Origin of the sequence: Paenibacillus sp. USHLN196 (assembly GCF_037144955.1) — a bacterium.
Classification (GTDB): Bacteria; Bacillota; Bacilli; order Paenibacillales; family Paenibacillaceae; genus Paenibacillus; species Paenibacillus xylanexedens_C.
Genome location: NZ_JBBCYH010000002.1, coordinates 247,405 through 265,188, shown reverse-complemented (window position 1 = coordinate 265,188; position 17,784 = coordinate 247,405). Strand labels below are relative to the sequence as shown.

The window sequence follows — 17,784 nt, the reverse complement described above, 5'->3', positions numbered from 1 at the left end:
CAACCCTGACGGGCGGTGCCTCTGTGACATGTTAAGGGTAGTATATGAATGCTAAGGGTAGGTTAAAGTAATACAAACACGGTAAATTTCGAAGTACTTCTAATAAGAGGAGTTTTGTTTCTACCTAAAATGGATCCTTCGTTCTGATTTCAATGATGATTCGCATTTAAAGCTTTAACATAAACCATTGTCGTATCAGGATTGGTGTGTCCCATCATGTCCGCCAGAAGGTGCAACGGCGTATGTTCTGCCATGGCATAGCCAAAACGATGGCGCAGATCATGTGAACTCAGGCCTTCCAGCCCTGCTGCAATCATGACTTTTTTAATGAGGTGGCGCAGTGCTCTCTCCGTTAAACGATCATTTGTCTTCTCGGAGGGGAACAGGTAAGAACTGTCGCTAGCAAGTCCGGATAAGTACTGAGTCAATATTACGATACACTGCATATTCAAAGGGATCTTTCGTTGTCCATTGCGCTTGTCAGCTCTTACTGTCAGGTGACCACTCCGTTGACCAAGCTCGATATCATAAGGCGTGAGGTTGCATACCTCCATCGTGCGCAAGCCTGTGTGAAACATAAGGGTAAGAATGGTCTGATCCCGAAGGGAGTTGCTGCACCCCACCGCGGAGATGAATGCTTGTTCTTCTTCGACTGTCATTCGGCGTGGACTGACTTTGTCTTCCGGAATGAATTTCAATGCCTTGGAAGGATCACTGCTGAGCCCGGCTTCCAAGACAGCCCATTTGAAAAAACGCTTCAACGTAATCAATCTCCGGTTAATGGTAGCTGGCTTCAAAAGCATAACTTTGTGTGAATCTTCACGATAATTGACTAAAGTGGATGTGTTCACGTCTTCAATTCGCAATGTGAATTCTTCGCCGAGCGTGGTGCTTTCCTTATACCATTCGATAAAGTGCTTCAGATCACTTGCGTATTCCTTCACGGTTTTGGGATGCAAATCTCCCTCATTGGCAAGCACATGTACGAATTCTTCTATCGTCGGTTTCCGCTGCACCGATATCACTGATGAATGATTCATTAGAAAATACCTCCAAATCTTGACTTATATTAGCGGACATGGTATTATCATATTAATCGATACATTAGCGGACATCAAGTCTGTGGTTTAAATGCACCAGGTGAGTGTCAATTTTTTAATTTATACTCGTCATAATGATCGGCTAAAAACTTATTTTTTGGAGGAATCACATGCAAACAGGTACAGTGAAATGGTTCAACGCGGATAAAGGATTCGGCTTTATCGAAACTGAAGAAGGAACAGACGTATTCGTTCATTTCAGTGCAATTCAAGGTGAAGGTTACAAATCTTTGGACGAAGGTCAACGCGTTCAATTTGAAGTAACTCAAGGCAACCGTGGACCACAAGCTGAGAACGTTACTAAACTTTAATTATATGAAAGCTGCCTTATTAATAAGGCAGCTTTTTATTTACTCATATTTTGCACAGTAAAGATTCCACATCCCAAGAATGAAAGCGAGGTATTCCCCATGGATAAAGAACAATTGATCACAGAAGTAGCTAAGGCTGGCGGTTTCTCCAAGAAGAATGCTGAAAAGGCTGTAACCGTTGTACTGGACTCGATTCTCGAAGCTCTCAAAGAAGGTAAAGAAGTTCAACTGGTTGGATTCGGGAAATTTGAAGTGCAGAAGCGTGAAGCAAGAACCGGAAGAAGCCGTAAAACAGGCAAAGAAATTCAATTACCTGCAGGTAAAGTTCCTGTATTCACAGCAGGCTTAAGCATGAAAGAAGCTTTAAATTAAACAACGCAACACCCCATTGAAAAGAGGTTTTTATTCAAACACACAATGATAAAATGGATGTAAATGTCGTCTTTTCTACCGTTGATGATATCATTAACTTTTATTCAGGTAAGCAGACGAACCCGGATCATACAGAAGATCACACTCACTCTAAGTCCCCATCATCAACAAAGTCCGATTGTACCCTACGACCACCCACCCGCTAAATTAACATTTCATCTTGGACAACAAGAGGCCCTGATCCGCTCAAAACGGTCCAGGGCCTGATTTGCTTGAAAATGGCTCCTTCAGGAACCAGCCATTTTCTTGTCTTCTTTTTACACCTGTGCTACTTGCTGTTCAGAAGTTCGCGCAATGTCTGTGAATCATAGGTAGAGACAAGGCGTTCCAGATAAGTATCCAGCCATACCTCATCCTTCTCCCACCACTTTAGTTCGAGCAGCAGCGCAATTGTTTCTTCGTCAAAGCGCTTTTTGACAGTCTTGGCTGGATTACCGCCAACAATCGTATAAGGTTCAACGTCCTTAACAACGGTCGAATTGGAAGCGACAATGGCGCCATCTCCAATGGTTACACCAGGCATGATCGTCACATGTTGTCCAAGCCAGACATCATTCCCCAGCACCGTATCACCCTTATATGGAAGTTGCTCCAGTGTAGGTGTCACGCGCTCCCATCCCCCACCGAATATGTTGAAAGGATACGTCGTCATACCCTCCATCCGGTGATTGGCGCCATTCATGATGAATGTCACTCCTTCTGCTATCGCACAAAAATTGCCGATGACCAAACGATCACCAATAAAGTCATAATGATGCTGTATCCGGTCATAGAATTGCTCTGGCGGATTCGTGTTATCGCTATAATACGTATAATCACCAATGTCCACGTTGGAACGAGGCGGCAGGTTTTGAATGTAACATACAGTGCGGATATTCTCGTTCGGGAAAAGTTTTGTTTTATCAGGGGCCATAGGCAGTCCCTCCTTTTCCCTATTGTAACAGATATTAAATCTTAAACGGACTAAGTGAGGTCTGCAGCTCTGTCGACACATCGGACAAAATAGCCGCAGATGCCTTGATCTGTTCTACCGACTTAAGCTGTTCATGGACAGATCCAGCTGCCTGTTGTGAATTGGTACTAGCCGTCTGCGCATGGCGAGCGATCTCATGTACGGAAGCAACGATCTGCTCCACGCCTGCGGACATCTCTTCACTCGTCGCAGCCATGTCCTCAATCTCTATGGCCATGCGCAGGTTCGTATCCCGGATCAGGCTGAAGTTTTGTTCAGTTTCGCGGGTCAAACGTAGCCCTTCTTGCACTTCGTCCTTCACTCTTGACATGGCCGATAGGGATTGCTTCATGTCTTGTTCCATGGCTTGAACCAATTCTTCAATACGATCCGAAGAGTCTCCAGCTTGTTCAGCAAGCTTGCGTACCTCCGTAGACACCACGGCGAATCCTCTGCCATGCTCCCCTGCTCTTGCCGCTTCAATGGATGCATTGAGCGCAAGCAGATTCGTTTGATTCGCGATCTCATGAATCGTGGAAACCATCTGGCTAATCTGTGCCGACTTCCCTTCCAGCATACGAATGACTTCATCCGTTGTGGTAACGGAGGATTCGATTGTAGACATCTGCTGAACGGTCAGCTGTACAGCTTCTCCTCCGGTTTCTGCCTGTTTGCGTGAATACAATGCTGAATCGGAGATGCTCAAGGCCTTGTCTGCCATACGTTGTACGCCTATAGCTACTTCTTCCATCGCCTGCAGATTCTCTTCCGTACTAATCGTCTGACTCTCTGCTCCTTGAGCCACTTGTTCAACGGAAGATGCAATCTGGGCCGATTCATTGGCTGTCTGGTCCGCAATCTTCAGTAGCAGCCCAGTCGAATGTTCTGCTTTCTCCGCAGCCTGAAGTCCACCTTGAATGATGACCTGCAGATTACTTCTCATCTCATTGTATCCCGTACCCAGCAATCCGATCTCGTCTTGGACGTCGTCCACAACCGGCTGTGTGAAATCGCCCGTGCCCGCACGCTTAATCGCCATGGATACCCGTTCGATCCTTACTCTTACCCTGCGAACGTACAACAGGATCAGGGTAATCGCGACCAACATCGCGAGCAGGAATACAATCAGGAACGTCTTGAGGAACGAGGAGATAATCACGTCAATTAACGACTGAGAAGCGCCTACATAGAAAATTCCGATAATCTCTCCCGATGCATTTTTGATGGGTTCATAGGCCGTCTGATATTTCTGACCTACAACCACAGCTTCACCAAAGTACCTTTCCCCTTGTTGCAAAACGGTCTGAGCGACCTCTTCGGACACCTTCGTGCCTACAGCACGCTTTCCATCCACCATGACATTCGTTGCGACACGTTCATCACCTCGAAAAATCGTCACGGTGTCACCAGAAGCTTCTCCAATCTCATCCACCAGTTCAAAGTTGCCTTCCAGCGCGGTATCTCCCTTGAATAATTGTCCGTCCTTAATAGCCCAGTCTCCTGGATACTTATATGTAATGATATGATTCGCCATCGCCAGATCTCGCTTCGCCTTCTCTGTAGCAAATGTCGTAATCCCCTGTCTCATCTCCAGGATTACACTTACCGCCACAGCTGAGGAGAAGACGATAAATATACTGATAACGATCAAACTAATTTTGGTACCGATGCTCATGCTTCGCATGTGTGTGAGCCACCCTTTTCCCTATGTAATTGTGGGGATATTCAAGCCGACTTCGATGCCGTTTCGAATATCACATATAGTCTTATCGGTAGGACAGATCACATAATTTATAATGATGCAGTGATTTTTGTCACAAAACAATCCTCTTAAGATCTAATCTTTTACGTTTTCTCCGTAATCATGTGAGAATGTCCTTCCGTTTGGAAATTTAAAACGACTATCGGTATATAAATATCTATATTATGTTGCCAACCACACAAAAAAATGATATATTTTAGTTGCCGACAACATAATTAAGAAAGTTTGAGTACAGTATGACATCTACAGAAGAATAAAGACGAAAAGATAGATTCATCTTCAACCTATTCCCTTAACGACTGGAGCGTGTAGATAATGCATACAACTAGTATGAAAGCTATCCAAGTTCATCAATACGGAGGCCCAGAGGCATTACAGTTCGAACAGGAAGTCCATATGCCCCATCCAGCTGCCGGAGAAGTTCTGGTACGCATTCAGTATGCAGGAGCCATTCCGCTGGACTGGAAGATTCGTAATGGCTGGTTGCAGAACGTGTTTGTCAAAGAGCTGCCTTATACACCCGGAACGGCCATGTCAGGTATCGTTGAATCCGTGGGAGAAGGTGTCGGTACCTTTCAGCCAGGAGATCGCGTCTTCGGTAATGTGAACGGAAGTTATGCTGAATATGGCATTGCTCCTGCTACGGATTTGGTTCATATGCCGGACGACCTGCGTTTTGAGGATGCTGCGACCATCAAAGGCGGAGCCGAATCTGCATGGAAGGTGCTGTTCACCGAGGGTGAGCTGGAAGCAGGACAAACGGTACTGATTCATGCTGCTGCGGGTGGTGTCGGACAATTCGCGGTGCAGCTCGCAAAATGGAAAGGCGCTCACGTTATTGCTACCGCGTCTGGTGCCAATGTTGATTTTGTTGCTTCATTGGGTGCCGATCAAGTGATTGATTACAAGACGGCCCTGTTTGAAGAGCTGTTAAGCCATGTTGATCTGGTTGTTGACGCTGTTGGTGGAGGGATCGAAGAGCGCTCATGGGGTGTTCTGAAACCTGGGGGCAGGCTGGTATCGTTAACTCAATTGCCTTCTGCCGAAAAAGCAGCGCAGTATGGCGTTACCGCCAAGTTTAATTCCAAATTTCCGACATCAGAGGATCTGTACACAATCGCTCAGCTTATCGCTAACGGCTCCCTCCGTTCAGAGATTGATTCCATCTTTCCTTTAAGTGAAGCGAATCAAGCACATGCCAAAAGTGAGTCCAGACATGGACGTGGCCGAATTTTGCTGGACGTGCGATCGGTCTAAGCAGAACAAAAAGGGATTCGATCTGACCATCGAATCCCTTTTATCATTCTCCGTAAAACAACATTGTCCTCAGAGATATTTCTTATTTAGATGTAAGGCTTACTTGTGCAGCGGTTTGATCCCAATCCACGGTCAATCCCAGTCCTTCAGAGATGAATCGAACGGGCACGAGTGTGCGACTGTTTTGAATAATTGCCGGTGTATCCATTTCGAGTGTCTCCCCATTTACGCTTGCCGTGCTGCTTCCGATCTTGAGCACAAGGGACTGGTCATTCAGAATAGCTGTGACCGTCTTCGCTGTTTTGTCCCATGTCACTTCTGCACCCATTGCTTCGAGGATTGCGTTCAAAGGCACCATCACTCGGCCACTTTGCTGCAGCGGGTCCTGATCCGGGAATATGATCGATTTACCATCGAGTGTTACGGTAATGGTTTCGTCCGTTGCCCCGGATGATGTATTGGAATCTGTCTCTTCCGAAGTCTCAGGCAATGGTGTCACTTCACGCCCAAGTTGCTCTTGCAGATTCGCAAGACGGTTCAGTGCAAATGTCGTCAGTGATCCGGCAGCCATGGAGCCCATGCCTCCGCCTCCACCGCCGCCAAAGTTACCGCCAGGACGTGTCTGCGTAGTGTCTGTACTCGTTGTTGGTGGTGTTGTCCCATCTGGAGGTGTCATTCCTTCGAAACCTTCAGGCGGCGTCATGCCTCCCATGTCCTCGGGGGGTGTCATGCCTTCAAATCCTTCTGGTGGTGTACCGCCCATACCACCTGCTACATCTGCATTGGCAGAATAAGCGATGTTGGATTCAAACTGTTCTATCGTATAGAATTTCGTTGGATCTGCTTCCACATAAGGACGAATCTCAGCAGCAAGGCCAGTAATACGATCCTGAATGCCTTCCAGATAGTCCGTCAGTTCATTGACGTAGCTCAAATATTTTTCCTTATACTCCGGCACAGCAAGCAGGTTGTTAATCATCGGTACATTTTCCATGCCGATACCCAGTACAGGCTCGTCCACAGATACGTTCGTTGCGTTGGTGTTGGTTGTGGTTGATCCGGTTGTTGTGCCACGTCCGCCTCCACCCGAGTACCCGTTGAAGGACATGTTGAAGTCCCAAGGAACAACCGTGAACTTGCCGTCGGCATCACTGTAGAGCATGTAGTTGTGCCCTTTGTCGCCGTTATAGCTGTCATAGTTGCCGAAAACCATGTTGCCTGCAATATATTGAAGCGCCGAATCCACGTCCAGCACGCTCTCGATATCGCCTTTTTCACCTTCTGGCATCTCGTTCAGCGTTTGGATGAAAGTTTTCAGTTTTGCTTTGTCCTTATCCGTACCCAAGTCTTTGGTGATTGTACTGTAGTCGCTGCCCTCTTCATATTGAAGATAACTCTTCTCATCCGTATCATAGAGGACGCCTTCTTCGTAATCCTCACCGTAGTTGCGCTCCAGATAGCTGTCATCCACCGCTTCAACGCCGGTATAGAAACCAACCAGCTCGCCATTAACATACAGATTAACGTAATTCGTCATCGGTGCATCCATACCAATACTGCGAAGTGCTTCGTAGTGAAGTACCTCACGCATATACGATGGATCAGCGTAGTTGTTATTCAGCACCATTTTGTCTAGTCCAAGCAAGGTTTGTGTTTTGTCGTATTTATCAAACTTCAATCTGAAGCTGTAACGTTCCGATTCTTCCATGGAGGCTACGGCTTTCAGGGTCAGGTTCCCCTTGGTGGAGAAACCAACGTTGTCCAGCTTGTTGCCGTCCACTTCCACACTCACATTCTTGTAATCCTTATCCAGCGGGCTTTCGAGCATGCTCTTCCAGTCCGCATCATCAATCGTTACATTCACATCAATGACGTTATCCGTCTGGAACAACGACTCATAAGCCTGCGTTACGCCTGCACTCGTAATTGTCGCTGTACTCTCTGTGGCAAATGCCGCATTAGGACTTCCGATCAGACCCAAAGATGCCGTTACCATCGTGACGGATAATGCCGTTACTGCAACTTTTCGTAATATAATATTCAAATGATACATCCTCCTTCTTGGTTTCTGTTAAGCAACTGAGGCTTATGTAACCATGGTAGAGGACGAACCTTTAGCGAATCTTAAATGGTAATCATCTTCAATAAACACCCGTGTGGCTTGTGCTAAAGAAGTTTCCATCGACATACGTGAAGTCATGTAAAAACGCAATTTAATTCCAAGGAACCGGTTCATAAGTCCTATTTTACTTGAAATATCTAACATTAGTATGTCGAAATAACGATATAACTGAGGAGTAGAACTTTCCTGGAGTTCATATACGTGAATAGCAAAACATATTACAGAAGCCGTTTTACAGAAGTAAAAAAGAATCACATTAGATCTAAAATTACATAGCGTGTACAACGCCCAGGATAAGTCCTTCGTCACAATTGTAGAAGGAGTGAACAACCTTGTTTAATAAGCTTCGCTGGAGTACCATGCCTTTCTTTGTTAAAAATTTGGTGATCTCATTCGGTAGCATCACCTTAATTGGTATTATCCTGATTACCGCGGCTTACCAGCTGCAAAAGAACATTCTGGTAGAACAGTTGCATGACCAAGCCACTGTCATCACCCAGAAATCATATAACGATCTGGACATCGCCAAAGTCGCCCAAGCCGCCAGTGAAAAAAGCTACGCCGGTCCTGTACAGCAGGAAATGAAGGCTTATCTCGATTCCATCCATGAGTTCTATCCAAACATCGCGCAAGCGTACATTTTCGGTTCAGAACTTGAGCAAGGAAACGGAACGTCCATCATCGCGATTCCAACGAACTTGTTGGAGCCATTCGAGCAAGACAATCTGCTCGCAGGTGCCATGTACTCGCTGCCCGAGAATAACGTTGTAGTGCTGGAACAGATGAAGAAGGACGGAAAGCCGGCTTTCAGTGATTTCTATACCGATGACTACGGAACTTGGACTACACTAATCTATCCGATTAATAACGCAGATGGCTCCATGTACGCTGCTCTTTTCTTCGATGTCGATGCAAGTGCGGTTCCAAAAGGACTAAATGAATTACTTACGTACGGATTAATGTTCCTTGTCGGTTTCCTGATCCTGTTCATGGTGTTGCAATTCATTTTGCTAAAAAGAACGTTGCTGCCGATTCGCAACCTGATGAAGGGAATCGAGGAAGTCAGCACAGGCAATCTGGATGTCACCATTGATACAGGACGAGATGATCTGGGTGTCATTAACGAGAAGTTCAATGCCATGATTCATCGTTTCAATACAACCATCTACAAAGTACAGAATACTTCTCATCACCTCTCGGAATCTTCCAAACAACTACTGGGAATTTCCGAGAAAAATAATGTGAACATTCAATCCATCAGCCACAACATCCGGGAAATATCCACCGGACTGGTGTCACAGGACAAAGCGACTGTGGAGAATGCACGCGCCATGACAGAGATGTCAACGGTAGTGCAGACGATCGCCAGCAGTTCAGCTGATGTAGCAGACGAAGCCCTCAGCATGGAGCAGCGCTCAAGTACGGGTAATGTGGTAATGCAGCAAGTTATTGAGCAGATGCGCCTCATCTCCGGTGCAGTGCAACATACATCCGAGTCCATTCAGTCTTTGGAAAATAACTCGAACCAAATTAGCAACATTGTCAATCTGATTACGGAGATTGCCGGACAAACCAATTTGCTGGCCCTCAACGCTTCGATCGAGGCCGCCCGTGCAGGTGAAGAAGGACGAGGATTTGCCGTGGTTGCAGGCGAGGTACGTAACCTGGCAGAGCAATCTCAGGAATCAGCGAAGCAAATTCGACAGTTAATTGAGGAAATTCAGCGGGATATCATCCAGTCTTCCGAGGCGATGCAGCTAGGTTCCAAGGAAGTAACCAAAGGCTTGGAAGTTACGCAAGAGACTGGCGTATTCTTCGAAAACATTCTGAATGCTACAAATAAAGTTGCAAACCAGATTCAGGATATCTCCAGCTCTACCGAAGAGATCTCTGCAAGCACCCAAGAAATGTCTGCCACAGCCGATGAACTCTCTGCCAATGTCAGCAAGGCAGCCAATAGCAGTAAACAAATTGAGCAGTCCATTGAAGAGCAGGAAGCTTCCATGGCAGCCATTGTGAGTGCCTCCGACGAGCTCTCGGTTGTATCCGAGCAACTGCAAGAGCTGATTTCGTTCTTTAAAGTACGAGCAGAATAGAATTAATAGGATATATAAAAGTCATAGATACAGAAAAAAACCAAGGCTCATGAGTAACTGAACTCAAATCCTTGGTTTTTTTGTTGTTACCAGGGTAGGCTCTGTACTTTCCCGGTATCATTTAAATGACAGTATTTCTTCTGCATTTATCGTCATCTTCTTCTCGTCACTGTAGCCGGAATGTTCGGATCGAAATCCGGCATTAAGAACAAGATCGACCTCACCATTCGATATATATTGAACCTGCTCTGGTGTGAGTGTTATTTCAAATTCTTCCGAATACCAACGATCTTTCGTTAATTTAGTTGCCAATTCTTCACTGGTGCCCGACCTAGGCGGGAGAATCGTCTTCCCATTCATTTGCAGATTTATATCAAACACTTCTTTGGAATGATATATCTCATTGATGGCATCTTGGCCTATATATTTTATTCCCGGTTGAAATGTTAAGGTAGGTTCGCCTTGTTGTTGGACGATTAACTGAAGTTCATATTCACCCAGTTGTCTGGTTGCCGTCATCGTCTGTCCTTCTCTTTGAATTTGGTCTCGTGCTGTATCGTTGCTTTCCAGTGAGGCATCTGAACAACCGAGTAGGACAAGACACATCATAAGGATATAGGAGAAATGTTTCAAGGTTAGACCTCCTTTCATTCTGATTAAGAATTTGGCTCTTAGATTTTGGACGTAGAATCGTACCAACAAGTTACATTGTTCAGAAAATATATAGAAAATTCCCCCCTTAAGAGAAAGCATATCTAAACAGCCCATAGTATAAAGGTCCAATCCCGATAACTAATGTTATCAACATCAAAACTCTCCTCATCATAATCGGTAATCCACCCAAAATTTCTTTCCCTTCGTAATCCTTTAAAAGCATCGCGAATAATAAATCCCATAACAAAGCTGCCACGGTAATAAATTTCCACACAGCAGGATTTAGAATAGCCGTTTCCGTAACATATCCTAGCAGCCCTATCCATGTAATGACGGATACGACAAAATCTATTTTGCTAAGTTTTGACTCGTACATCCCTTTTAAAAAATACGAGAGTGATGCTGTGCCCAGCAACCCAAGATAGATCGTCCATAAAACGTGTTCCATACATATTCCTCATTCTTTGTTGAATTTTATAATTCACTGTTTCTTCGCTACCCCTTTGCTATTATAGCTATTCAACTCTATAACTGATATATCTAACACTTTTCCATATTATAGTAAATTCTCATCCGTACTTCTTTTACTCATTTATTGTTTTCATTTCTCAGCCCACACTATGACAATGATCACATCCACCTCCCCTCCTCAAGTGCTACAGTTATCAACGACCAACTGACCATAATGGTAAATCGGTCACCAAAGAGTTACCTTACCATTATCCTTTCAACCTACAAGGAGGTGTATATGTCATGAAAACGATAGATCGAAGGCAACAGGTGATGGACTCTGCCGAGAAATCCTTTGCCCTGTTTGGCTACAAAGCCACAACGATGGAGCAGGTTGCGAGACTTGCCAATGTAGGCAAGGGAACGATCTATACTTTTTTCGAGAATAAAGAAGAACTGTTCAGTGAGATTCTGCGCTCGATCATTGCGGATATGAGACAGATTACGGAGCAGACAGTGAAGGAAGAGAACTCCTTTCTGGATAACGTGCATATGAGCATGGATTCTTTACTGGAGTACCGGGAGGAACATGAGCTGTTAATCAAGCTCTTTCAGGAGGTCAATGAGTTCGGTACGCCGCAGGCCAAGGAAGGTTTGCAGAAAGTGGAGACAGCCATTCTCGAATATTTGGAGCGTCAAGTGAGCCGTGCCATGGAGCTAGAGCAGATTCGCAGGGATGATCCCAAGTTGGTTTCTTTTGTCCTGCTGAAGCTGTATGTCACCTTAACCTCGGATTGGAACAAAGCGCATCCTACACTGCACAAAGATCAGATCAAGGATTTTGTGGGCCTCTTTCTCAAGAATGGCTTATCCCCCACGTAGAGAAAGGCATGCCACTAGATTCAAAACATAATAGAGATAGAACAAATGGATTAGCGTAAGGATAGGGAGAGAACATGATGAAATCATTCCACGTATTTGGGCAGGATCTGAAGTCCGCCTTCAAGAAACCAAAAGTATGTATTCCGATTCTTGTCGTACTGTTCATACCGGTACTGTATAGCGGCCTGTTCCTGAATGCATTCTGGGACCCCTATGGCAAAATGAATGAATTACCTGTAGCCGTGGTCAACACGGATCAGGGCGCAGTCTACAACGACAAATCCCTGGAGGTCGGTCAGAATTTGGTCGATGAATTGAAAAAAAGTGATGATTTCAACTGGCAATTCGTCACTCGCGAACAAGCAGAACAAGGTATGGAAGACAACACGTATTATATGACCATTGTGATTCCGGAGGACTTTTCCACCAAAGCAACGACCCTGATGGATGAACACCCTGAGCCGGCAGATCTGATCTATGAACCCAATGAAGGATACAACTTCCTTGCAGGTCAGATTGGCGGGACAGCAGTCAAACAAATTCGCTCCAAAGTCGCTGCCAAAGTCACAGAATCATATACCGAAACGCTATTGGATCAGGTAGAAAAAATCTCTGGAGGTTTGGCGGATGCCGGGGATGGCGCAGGTCAGATTCATGATGGTGCGATCAAGCTGGATGAGGGTGCTGCTACATTAAAAGAGAATCTATCCAAACTGGCCGCAGGCACAGACAAGCTCGAAACGGGCGTAGTTCCGTTAAAAGAAGGTACGTCTACTCTCGCCCAAGGCATTGGTGATCTCCATAATGGCGCGAGTGCCCTGTCCAGTGGGCTGTCCCAATTGTCAGCAGCAGCCACGAAGCTGGGTGATGGAGTAACCCAGGCTGAGACAGGCAGCAAACAGCTACAGGTTGGTCTTCAATCTGCTCAGGAAGGCGCAGCTAAGCTGGATGCAGGACTGGCGGCTTCCGAGGAAGGCAGTGCGAAGCTGACTGCTGGGCTGCAAAGTTCTGTTGAGGGCAGTGGTAAAGTAAGCGAAGGTGCCAAAGCTGTTGCACAAGGCCTTGCCCAATTAGCTGAAGCCAGTCCGGAACTGGCCGCAAGTCCGGCTGTGCAGCAGCTCCTGGCAGCAAGTCAGGCCGTAGCCGCTGGCAGCGAACAGGTGTATCAGGGCGGACAGCAATTGGTTGCAGGCAGCCAAAACCTGTACACTGCACAACAGCAACTGCATCAAGGCAGCAGCCAGTTGGTACAGGGCGAACAACAACTGGTACAAGGAGCCACGCAATTATCCGCCGGACAAGAAAAGCTTGCGACTGGTCTACAACAATTCAATTCCAAATTATCCGAAGCTGCCGCTGGAGGAGCCAAACTTGCGGATGGTTCAGGTCAATTGGATGCTGGTGCAGGCAAGCTGGTTGCGGGTGTAAGCCAGCTTACAGACGGAATCTCAACCCTTGCAGATGGCTCACATAAGCTCGATGACGGTGCTGGTCAGTTAAAAGAAGGTACGCTTAAGCTAACAGACGGCTCTGGCGAACTCGCCACCAAACTGAATGAAGCAGCTGAGCAGACGGCTAGTGTGAAAAAGACGGATGAACTGGTAAAGATGTATGCTGAGCCTGTTCATGTTGATGAACATAAATATAACGAGGTTCCTAATTATGGTACAGGATTCTCGCCATACTTTCTGTCACTCGGGCTGTTTGTCGGGGCATTGATTGCCACACTGGTTGTACCAACACGCGGCAGCACGGTTAGCGAGGCAAGTGGCTGGAATCGCTTTGTGAGTAAAACGTTGGCTTTCACGCTGATGAGTGCTGTACAGTCTCTGCTTGCTTCATGGCTGGTCTTGTACGGCTTGGGTCTGGATGTTCAGAGCGTTCCATTGTTCCTCTTGTTCAGCTTTGTTACCAGTCTAAGCTTCATGTACATCATTCAGGCACTGGTGACTTGGCTGGAGAATCCGGGACGTTTCCTCGCGATTCTGATGCTGATCTTCCAGCTTACTACCAGTGCGGGCACCTTCCCGCTCGAACTAATTCCAAATTGGCTGAAAGTATTCAACCCTTGGCTGCCTATGACCTATTCGGTAACGGGATATAAAGCAGTCATCTCTAGTGGACAGTTCGGCGTGGCTTGGGATCAGATCGGCATTCTGTGCATCTTCGCGGTGATTGGTCTCGGAGGAACCTTAACGTATTTCCTGATGCATCGCACCACGGAGAATGAAAACGTCAGCAGTGAAGTCGCGATTCACGCATAGTACCGATAAAGGGAAATTAAAATAGATAAAGGCATATCCCCTGCCCTGACTCGCTGAATGACAGCAAGTCTGGCGTAAAGAGATATGCCTTTGTGCTTTTGTTAGTTTAAAAATCTAAGAAAATCACCTTGCATGGAGCCAAGGGTAAGCATTTTCTAGTGATGAATAGCATCGATATTATTCCTATTCCTTTTCCTAGTATGTAGAGTACATATCAGAACTCGAGATAGCGAAAGTAAATAACAGCACGAACGCAATCAGTAATAAGTATAAAGCTACACTGATGATTCCACAGACAAGGCCAGCAATGGCTAATCCTCTCCCTTGCTCCATACGGTTCTTAATTTCTTTGAGCGATACGGAGGCAATGATGATAGCAACAATACCAATCAATAATCCCACGTATGGAATCATGATGGACAGTATGCCCAAGACAAGAGCTGCAATCGATTTGCTATTGGTTTTTGGTACTACATAAGGTGGTGGTGAAGGTGAATCGTTATAATAACGATTCACCTCATTCTCGCGATGTTCCAAGGTAAATCCTCCCTATTTATTAAGTAATTTCATTATAATAGTTTAATAGAAATAGTCACCTCCATAATTTGTAAACTATGAATTATTATTAGTTTTATTTTATTTTCATCATCTGTACACTAAAATTGAAGTATAAGTTTCCACAGTGTACTCCAAGAGTATGAAGTTTAGAATCCATTTATCACTACAATGATCCAAACAAATAATTCTTCTAACATACAGATACTATTATAGTAGTAATATCTTTTTGGATTATATTAGGGGGATCGACATTTATGAAAATAGATAAAGTACTGAATATACTTATGACTTTGATGCTTGTGGTCATCGCTGTTTATCGAAATAATGTAGCTGTACTATGTTTTAGCATTGTTTTGTTTGGAATCATGAGTTATACGACTTTTAGAATTCGATCCCTTTGGAATGTAATCACTTATATCGTGTTGACGCTGGTATTGATCGTCTGGAACATATATCTGTGGACATAAGCCATTATTTTCAAAAAAAAAACGCAATCCCTTATTACTCATAGGATTGCGTTCTTTCACATTATATAATTTGAGGTTTCTTCTACCTCTCCACTTCCACCCGCTGCAAAAATGTCCGGGTACGTGCAAGCTTCGGATTGCCGAAGATCTGCTCTGGTGGACCTGCCTCAGCGATCTCGCCGTTATCCATGAAGAATACGCGATCCGCAACGTCACGGGCGAAGCCCATCTCATGCGTAACAATCATCATCGTCATATTTTCCTGTGCAAGTTGTTTGATTACACGTAGTACTTCCCCGGTCAGCTCCGGGTCCAGTGCCGATGTTGGCTCATCGAACAGGAGAATGTCTGGCTGCATCATCAGTGCCCGAGCGATAGCAACACGCTGTTTCTGTCCACCGGACAGATTGGCTGGATAGGCATCAGCCTTGTCCGACAGCCCTACTTTACCGAGCAATTCCAGACTGCGATGCCTAATGGCGCTTGAACTTTCTTTTTTCAAAGTCTTCGGTGCGAGTTCCAGATTAGCTTGTACGGTCAGATGCGGGAACAAGTTGAAATGCTGGAACACCATACCCATGCGATCCGTCATCTTGCGTATATCCGCAGCACCTGCGTAACGGCCATTATCGACCAACGTCTGATCCTGAATGCGAATCGTTCCGCCCGAAATATCCTCCAGATGAATCAGGCTGCGCAACATCGTACTTTTACCCGAACCCGAAGGCCCAATCACCGCAATCACCTCGCCTGGTTCCACGTTGAAGGATACCTGCTTCAGCACATCAAGTGTACCGAATGATTTTCTCAACTGATTTACTTCTATTATATGTGTCATATGCAGACAGTCCTTTGATTGATCAGATTTAATTTATTCAAATGAAAACCGCTTCTCAAGTGCCTTGAACAACAACGTAAGTACAAGTGTCATGAGCAGATACATAATCGCTGCCACAAAGAAAGGGATCAGCTGCAAGTCGCGATTCACCGCCGCTTGAGCATAATACAACAGCTCAGGTACAGCTACAGCATAGAGCAGCGCTGTATCCTTGATGAGCGTAATGGATTCATTGGCCGTTGCAGGCAATACTACACGAATCATCTGCGGAATGATGACTTTGGTCATCGTCTGCCATTTCGTTAATCCAAGTACCTTTGCTGCCTCATGTTGCCCTTTATCAATGGACAGCAATCCGCCCCTGAAGATTTCAGCAAAGTACGCCGCATAGTTCAGGATGAACGCAATTCCCGCTGCTACAAAGCGATCAAACACCAGATACTCTCCAATCACCGGAAGCAACGGTAAACCGAAGCAGAAGAATAGAATTTGGAGCAGTAGCGGTGTTCCTCGCATCACATATACATACGTATGGGCAATCCATGCCAGCGGTTTAATCTGGCTTCTCATGGCGAGCGTTACCGCAAATCCAAGCGGTACAGAGAGCACGATCGCGAGCAAGAACATGAAAATCGTGGTCTGTGCACCTTCTAGCATAGGTTTTAAAATGGTCGATAGATAATCCCAACTCATTATTTTGTCTCCTCTAATCTGTTAACCCCGCATTCCTCTGGGGCATGAATCGCTCCAGCATGGAATACGGGGTCCGTTTTGTTTCAAACTATATATCAGGTGTGTAACCTGCCTATTTCAGAACCTTGTCTTCACCCAACCATTGGGTGGAGATTTTAGCTGCTGTTCCATCTGCACTCAGCTCATCCAGTGCTTTTTGCAGCTGATTCAGAAGCTCTTCATTGCCTTTTTTGATACCAATGCCATATTGTTCCGGTGCAAGAGATTCATCCAGCAGTTTGAATGTTCCCTCTTCTTTGGACATGTAGTATCTCGCTACCACTTCATCAATGATGACCGCATCCAGACGTTTCGTTTTCAAGTCCGTCAGTGCAAGCACGTTATCCTTGAATTCGGAAGCTTTCACTTTATCCTTCAGGGGACTTGCTGCCAGTGCATCTGCCGCTGAGGACAGCGCCTGCAATCCCACATTTTTGCCATCGAGTTCATCCAGCTTCGTAATTGGTGAGTCTGCCAATGTAATGGCTACCTGACTGTTTTCCAGATACGGCTTCGTGAAAAGCACTTTCTCTTTACGCTCATCTGTAATGGTGTACCCGTTCCAGATCATGTCGATCCGACCACTGTTCAGCTCTGATTCTTTGGAAGACCAGTCGATCGGCTGGAATGTGATTTCTTTACCCATTTTCTCCGCTGCAGCTCTTGCGTAATCAATATCAAAACCTACAATTTCATTCTGCTCGTCTCGGAAGCCCATTGGAGCAAACTTATCATCAATTCCTACAACAATCTTGTTCTCATCCTTGCTTGCGGAACTGGAACAACCAGCAACAATCAACACACATATACTGATGAATAATAGTAGAATCGCTTTTTTTCTCATCTCTCGAACCCCTCCATGTCTATATCCAAACCCAAACGCTTTAGTTCGTTACCACGTTATCAG

Annotated in this window: 17 protein-coding genes; 7 read left to right on the top strand and 10 right to left on the bottom strand. The window is 45.5% G+C overall.

Annotated features, from left to right (window positions below; translation table 11 throughout):
• Positions 1-149: 149 nt before the first annotated feature.
• Positions 150-1,040: a tyrosine-type recombinase/integrase gene (locus tag WFI24_RS04455; RefSeq protein ID WP_336759083.1), complete on the bottom strand. Its 891-nt coding sequence runs from the start codon at positions 1,038-1,040 to the stop codon at positions 150-152.
• A gap of 170 nt (positions 1,041-1,210) precedes the next feature.
• Here WFI24_RS04455 and WFI24_RS04450 point away from each other — a divergent pair, with 170 nt between their 5' ends.
• Positions 1,211-1,411 (top strand): cold-shock protein, encoded by a 201-nt coding sequence (locus WFI24_RS04450; RefSeq protein ID WP_017690333.1) that lies wholly within the window; start codon positions 1,211-1,213, stop codon positions 1,409-1,411.
• A 99-nt stretch (positions 1,412-1,510) separates the two neighbouring features.
• Positions 1,511-1,783: an HU family DNA-binding protein gene (locus tag WFI24_RS04445; protein WP_036606368.1), complete on the top strand. Its 273-nt coding sequence runs from the start codon at positions 1,511-1,513 to the stop codon at positions 1,781-1,783.
• A 328-nt stretch (positions 1,784-2,111) separates the two neighbouring features.
• Here the strand turns inward: WFI24_RS04445 and WFI24_RS04440 are convergent, their stop codons facing one another.
• Positions 2,112-2,756, bottom strand: coding sequence for a CatB-related O-acetyltransferase (locus WFI24_RS04440; protein ID WP_145320931.1), 645 nt, complete (start codon positions 2,754-2,756; stop codon positions 2,112-2,114).
• Positions 2,757-2,790: 34 nt separating this feature from the next.
• On the bottom strand, positions 2,791-4,479 hold the full coding sequence (locus tag WFI24_RS04435) for a methyl-accepting chemotaxis protein (RefSeq protein WP_336759069.1): 1,689 nt from the start codon (positions 4,477-4,479) through the stop codon (positions 2,791-2,793).
• A gap of 393 nt (positions 4,480-4,872) precedes the next feature.
• On the opposite strand from WFI24_RS04435, the gene WFI24_RS04430 reads away from it, so the two are divergent.
• A complete protein-coding gene (locus WFI24_RS04430; RefSeq protein WP_336759067.1) occupies positions 4,873-5,814 on the top strand; it encodes an NADP-dependent oxidoreductase in 942 nt (313 codons plus the stop codon).
• An 82-nt stretch (positions 5,815-5,896) separates the two neighbouring features.
• Here WFI24_RS04430 and WFI24_RS04425 read toward each other — a convergent pair whose 3' ends face one another.
• The gene (locus tag WFI24_RS04425; RefSeq protein ID WP_336759065.1) at positions 5,897-7,867 is read right to left on the bottom strand and encodes a CotH kinase family protein; all 1,971 of its coding nucleotides are present in this window, start codon (positions 7,865-7,867) and stop codon (positions 5,897-5,899) included.
• Between the two features lie 428 nt (positions 7,868-8,295).
• Between WFI24_RS04425 and WFI24_RS04420 the strand changes: the two genes are divergently transcribed.
• Positions 8,296-10,032, top strand: coding sequence for a methyl-accepting chemotaxis protein (locus WFI24_RS04420; protein ID WP_336759632.1), 1,737 nt, complete (start codon positions 8,296-8,298; stop codon positions 10,030-10,032).
• 117 nt (positions 10,033-10,149) lie between these two features.
• Here the strand turns inward: WFI24_RS04420 and WFI24_RS04415 are convergent, their stop codons facing one another.
• Entirely contained in the window at positions 10,150-10,665 is a 516-nt protein-coding gene (locus WFI24_RS04415) for a hypothetical protein (protein ID WP_336759064.1), read from the bottom strand.
• 106 nt (positions 10,666-10,771) lie between these two features.
• Positions 10,772-11,134, bottom strand: coding sequence for a hypothetical protein (locus WFI24_RS04410; RefSeq protein ID WP_336759063.1), 363 nt, complete (start codon positions 11,132-11,134; stop codon positions 10,772-10,774).
• A 305-nt stretch (positions 11,135-11,439) separates the two neighbouring features.
• On the opposite strand from WFI24_RS04410, the gene WFI24_RS04405 reads away from it, so the two are divergent.
• Complete coding sequence (locus WFI24_RS04405) at positions 11,440-12,018, top strand: TetR/AcrR family transcriptional regulator (protein ID WP_062837398.1); 579 nt, start codon at positions 11,440-11,442, stop codon at positions 12,016-12,018.
• A 77-nt stretch (positions 12,019-12,095) separates the two neighbouring features.
• Entirely contained in the window at positions 12,096-14,282 is a 2,187-nt protein-coding gene (locus WFI24_RS04400; RefSeq protein ID WP_336759631.1) for a YhgE/Pip domain-containing protein, read from the top strand.
• Between the two features lie 195 nt (positions 14,283-14,477).
• Here WFI24_RS04400 and WFI24_RS04395 read toward each other — a convergent pair whose 3' ends face one another.
• Positions 14,478-14,819, bottom strand: coding sequence for a DUF4190 domain-containing protein (locus WFI24_RS04395; RefSeq protein ID WP_336759062.1), 342 nt, complete (start codon positions 14,817-14,819; stop codon positions 14,478-14,480).
• Positions 14,820-15,094: 275 nt separating this feature from the next.
• On the opposite strand from WFI24_RS04395, the gene WFI24_RS04390 reads away from it, so the two are divergent.
• Positions 15,095-15,307 (top strand): hypothetical protein, encoded by a 213-nt coding sequence (locus WFI24_RS04390; protein ID WP_336759061.1) that lies wholly within the window; start codon positions 15,095-15,097, stop codon positions 15,305-15,307.
• Positions 15,308-15,389: 82 nt separating this feature from the next.
• Here the strand turns inward: WFI24_RS04390 and WFI24_RS04385 are convergent, their stop codons facing one another.
• From WFI24_RS04385 to WFI24_RS04375, 3 genes are all read right to left on the bottom strand, one after another.
• Positions 15,390-16,145 (bottom strand): amino acid ABC transporter ATP-binding protein, encoded by a 756-nt coding sequence (locus WFI24_RS04385; protein WP_336759059.1) that lies wholly within the window; start codon positions 16,143-16,145, stop codon positions 15,390-15,392.
• Positions 16,146-16,178: 33 nt separating this feature from the next.
• Positions 16,179-16,838, bottom strand: a complete 660-nt coding sequence (locus WFI24_RS04380; RefSeq protein WP_253430947.1) for an amino acid ABC transporter permease — start codon at positions 16,836-16,838, stop codon at positions 16,179-16,181.
• A gap of 112 nt (positions 16,839-16,950) precedes the next feature.
• Complete coding sequence (locus tag WFI24_RS04375; RefSeq protein ID WP_336759055.1) at positions 16,951-17,721, bottom strand: amino acid ABC transporter substrate-binding protein; 771 nt, start codon at positions 17,719-17,721, stop codon at positions 16,951-16,953.
• Positions 17,722-17,784 lie beyond the last annotated feature (63 nt).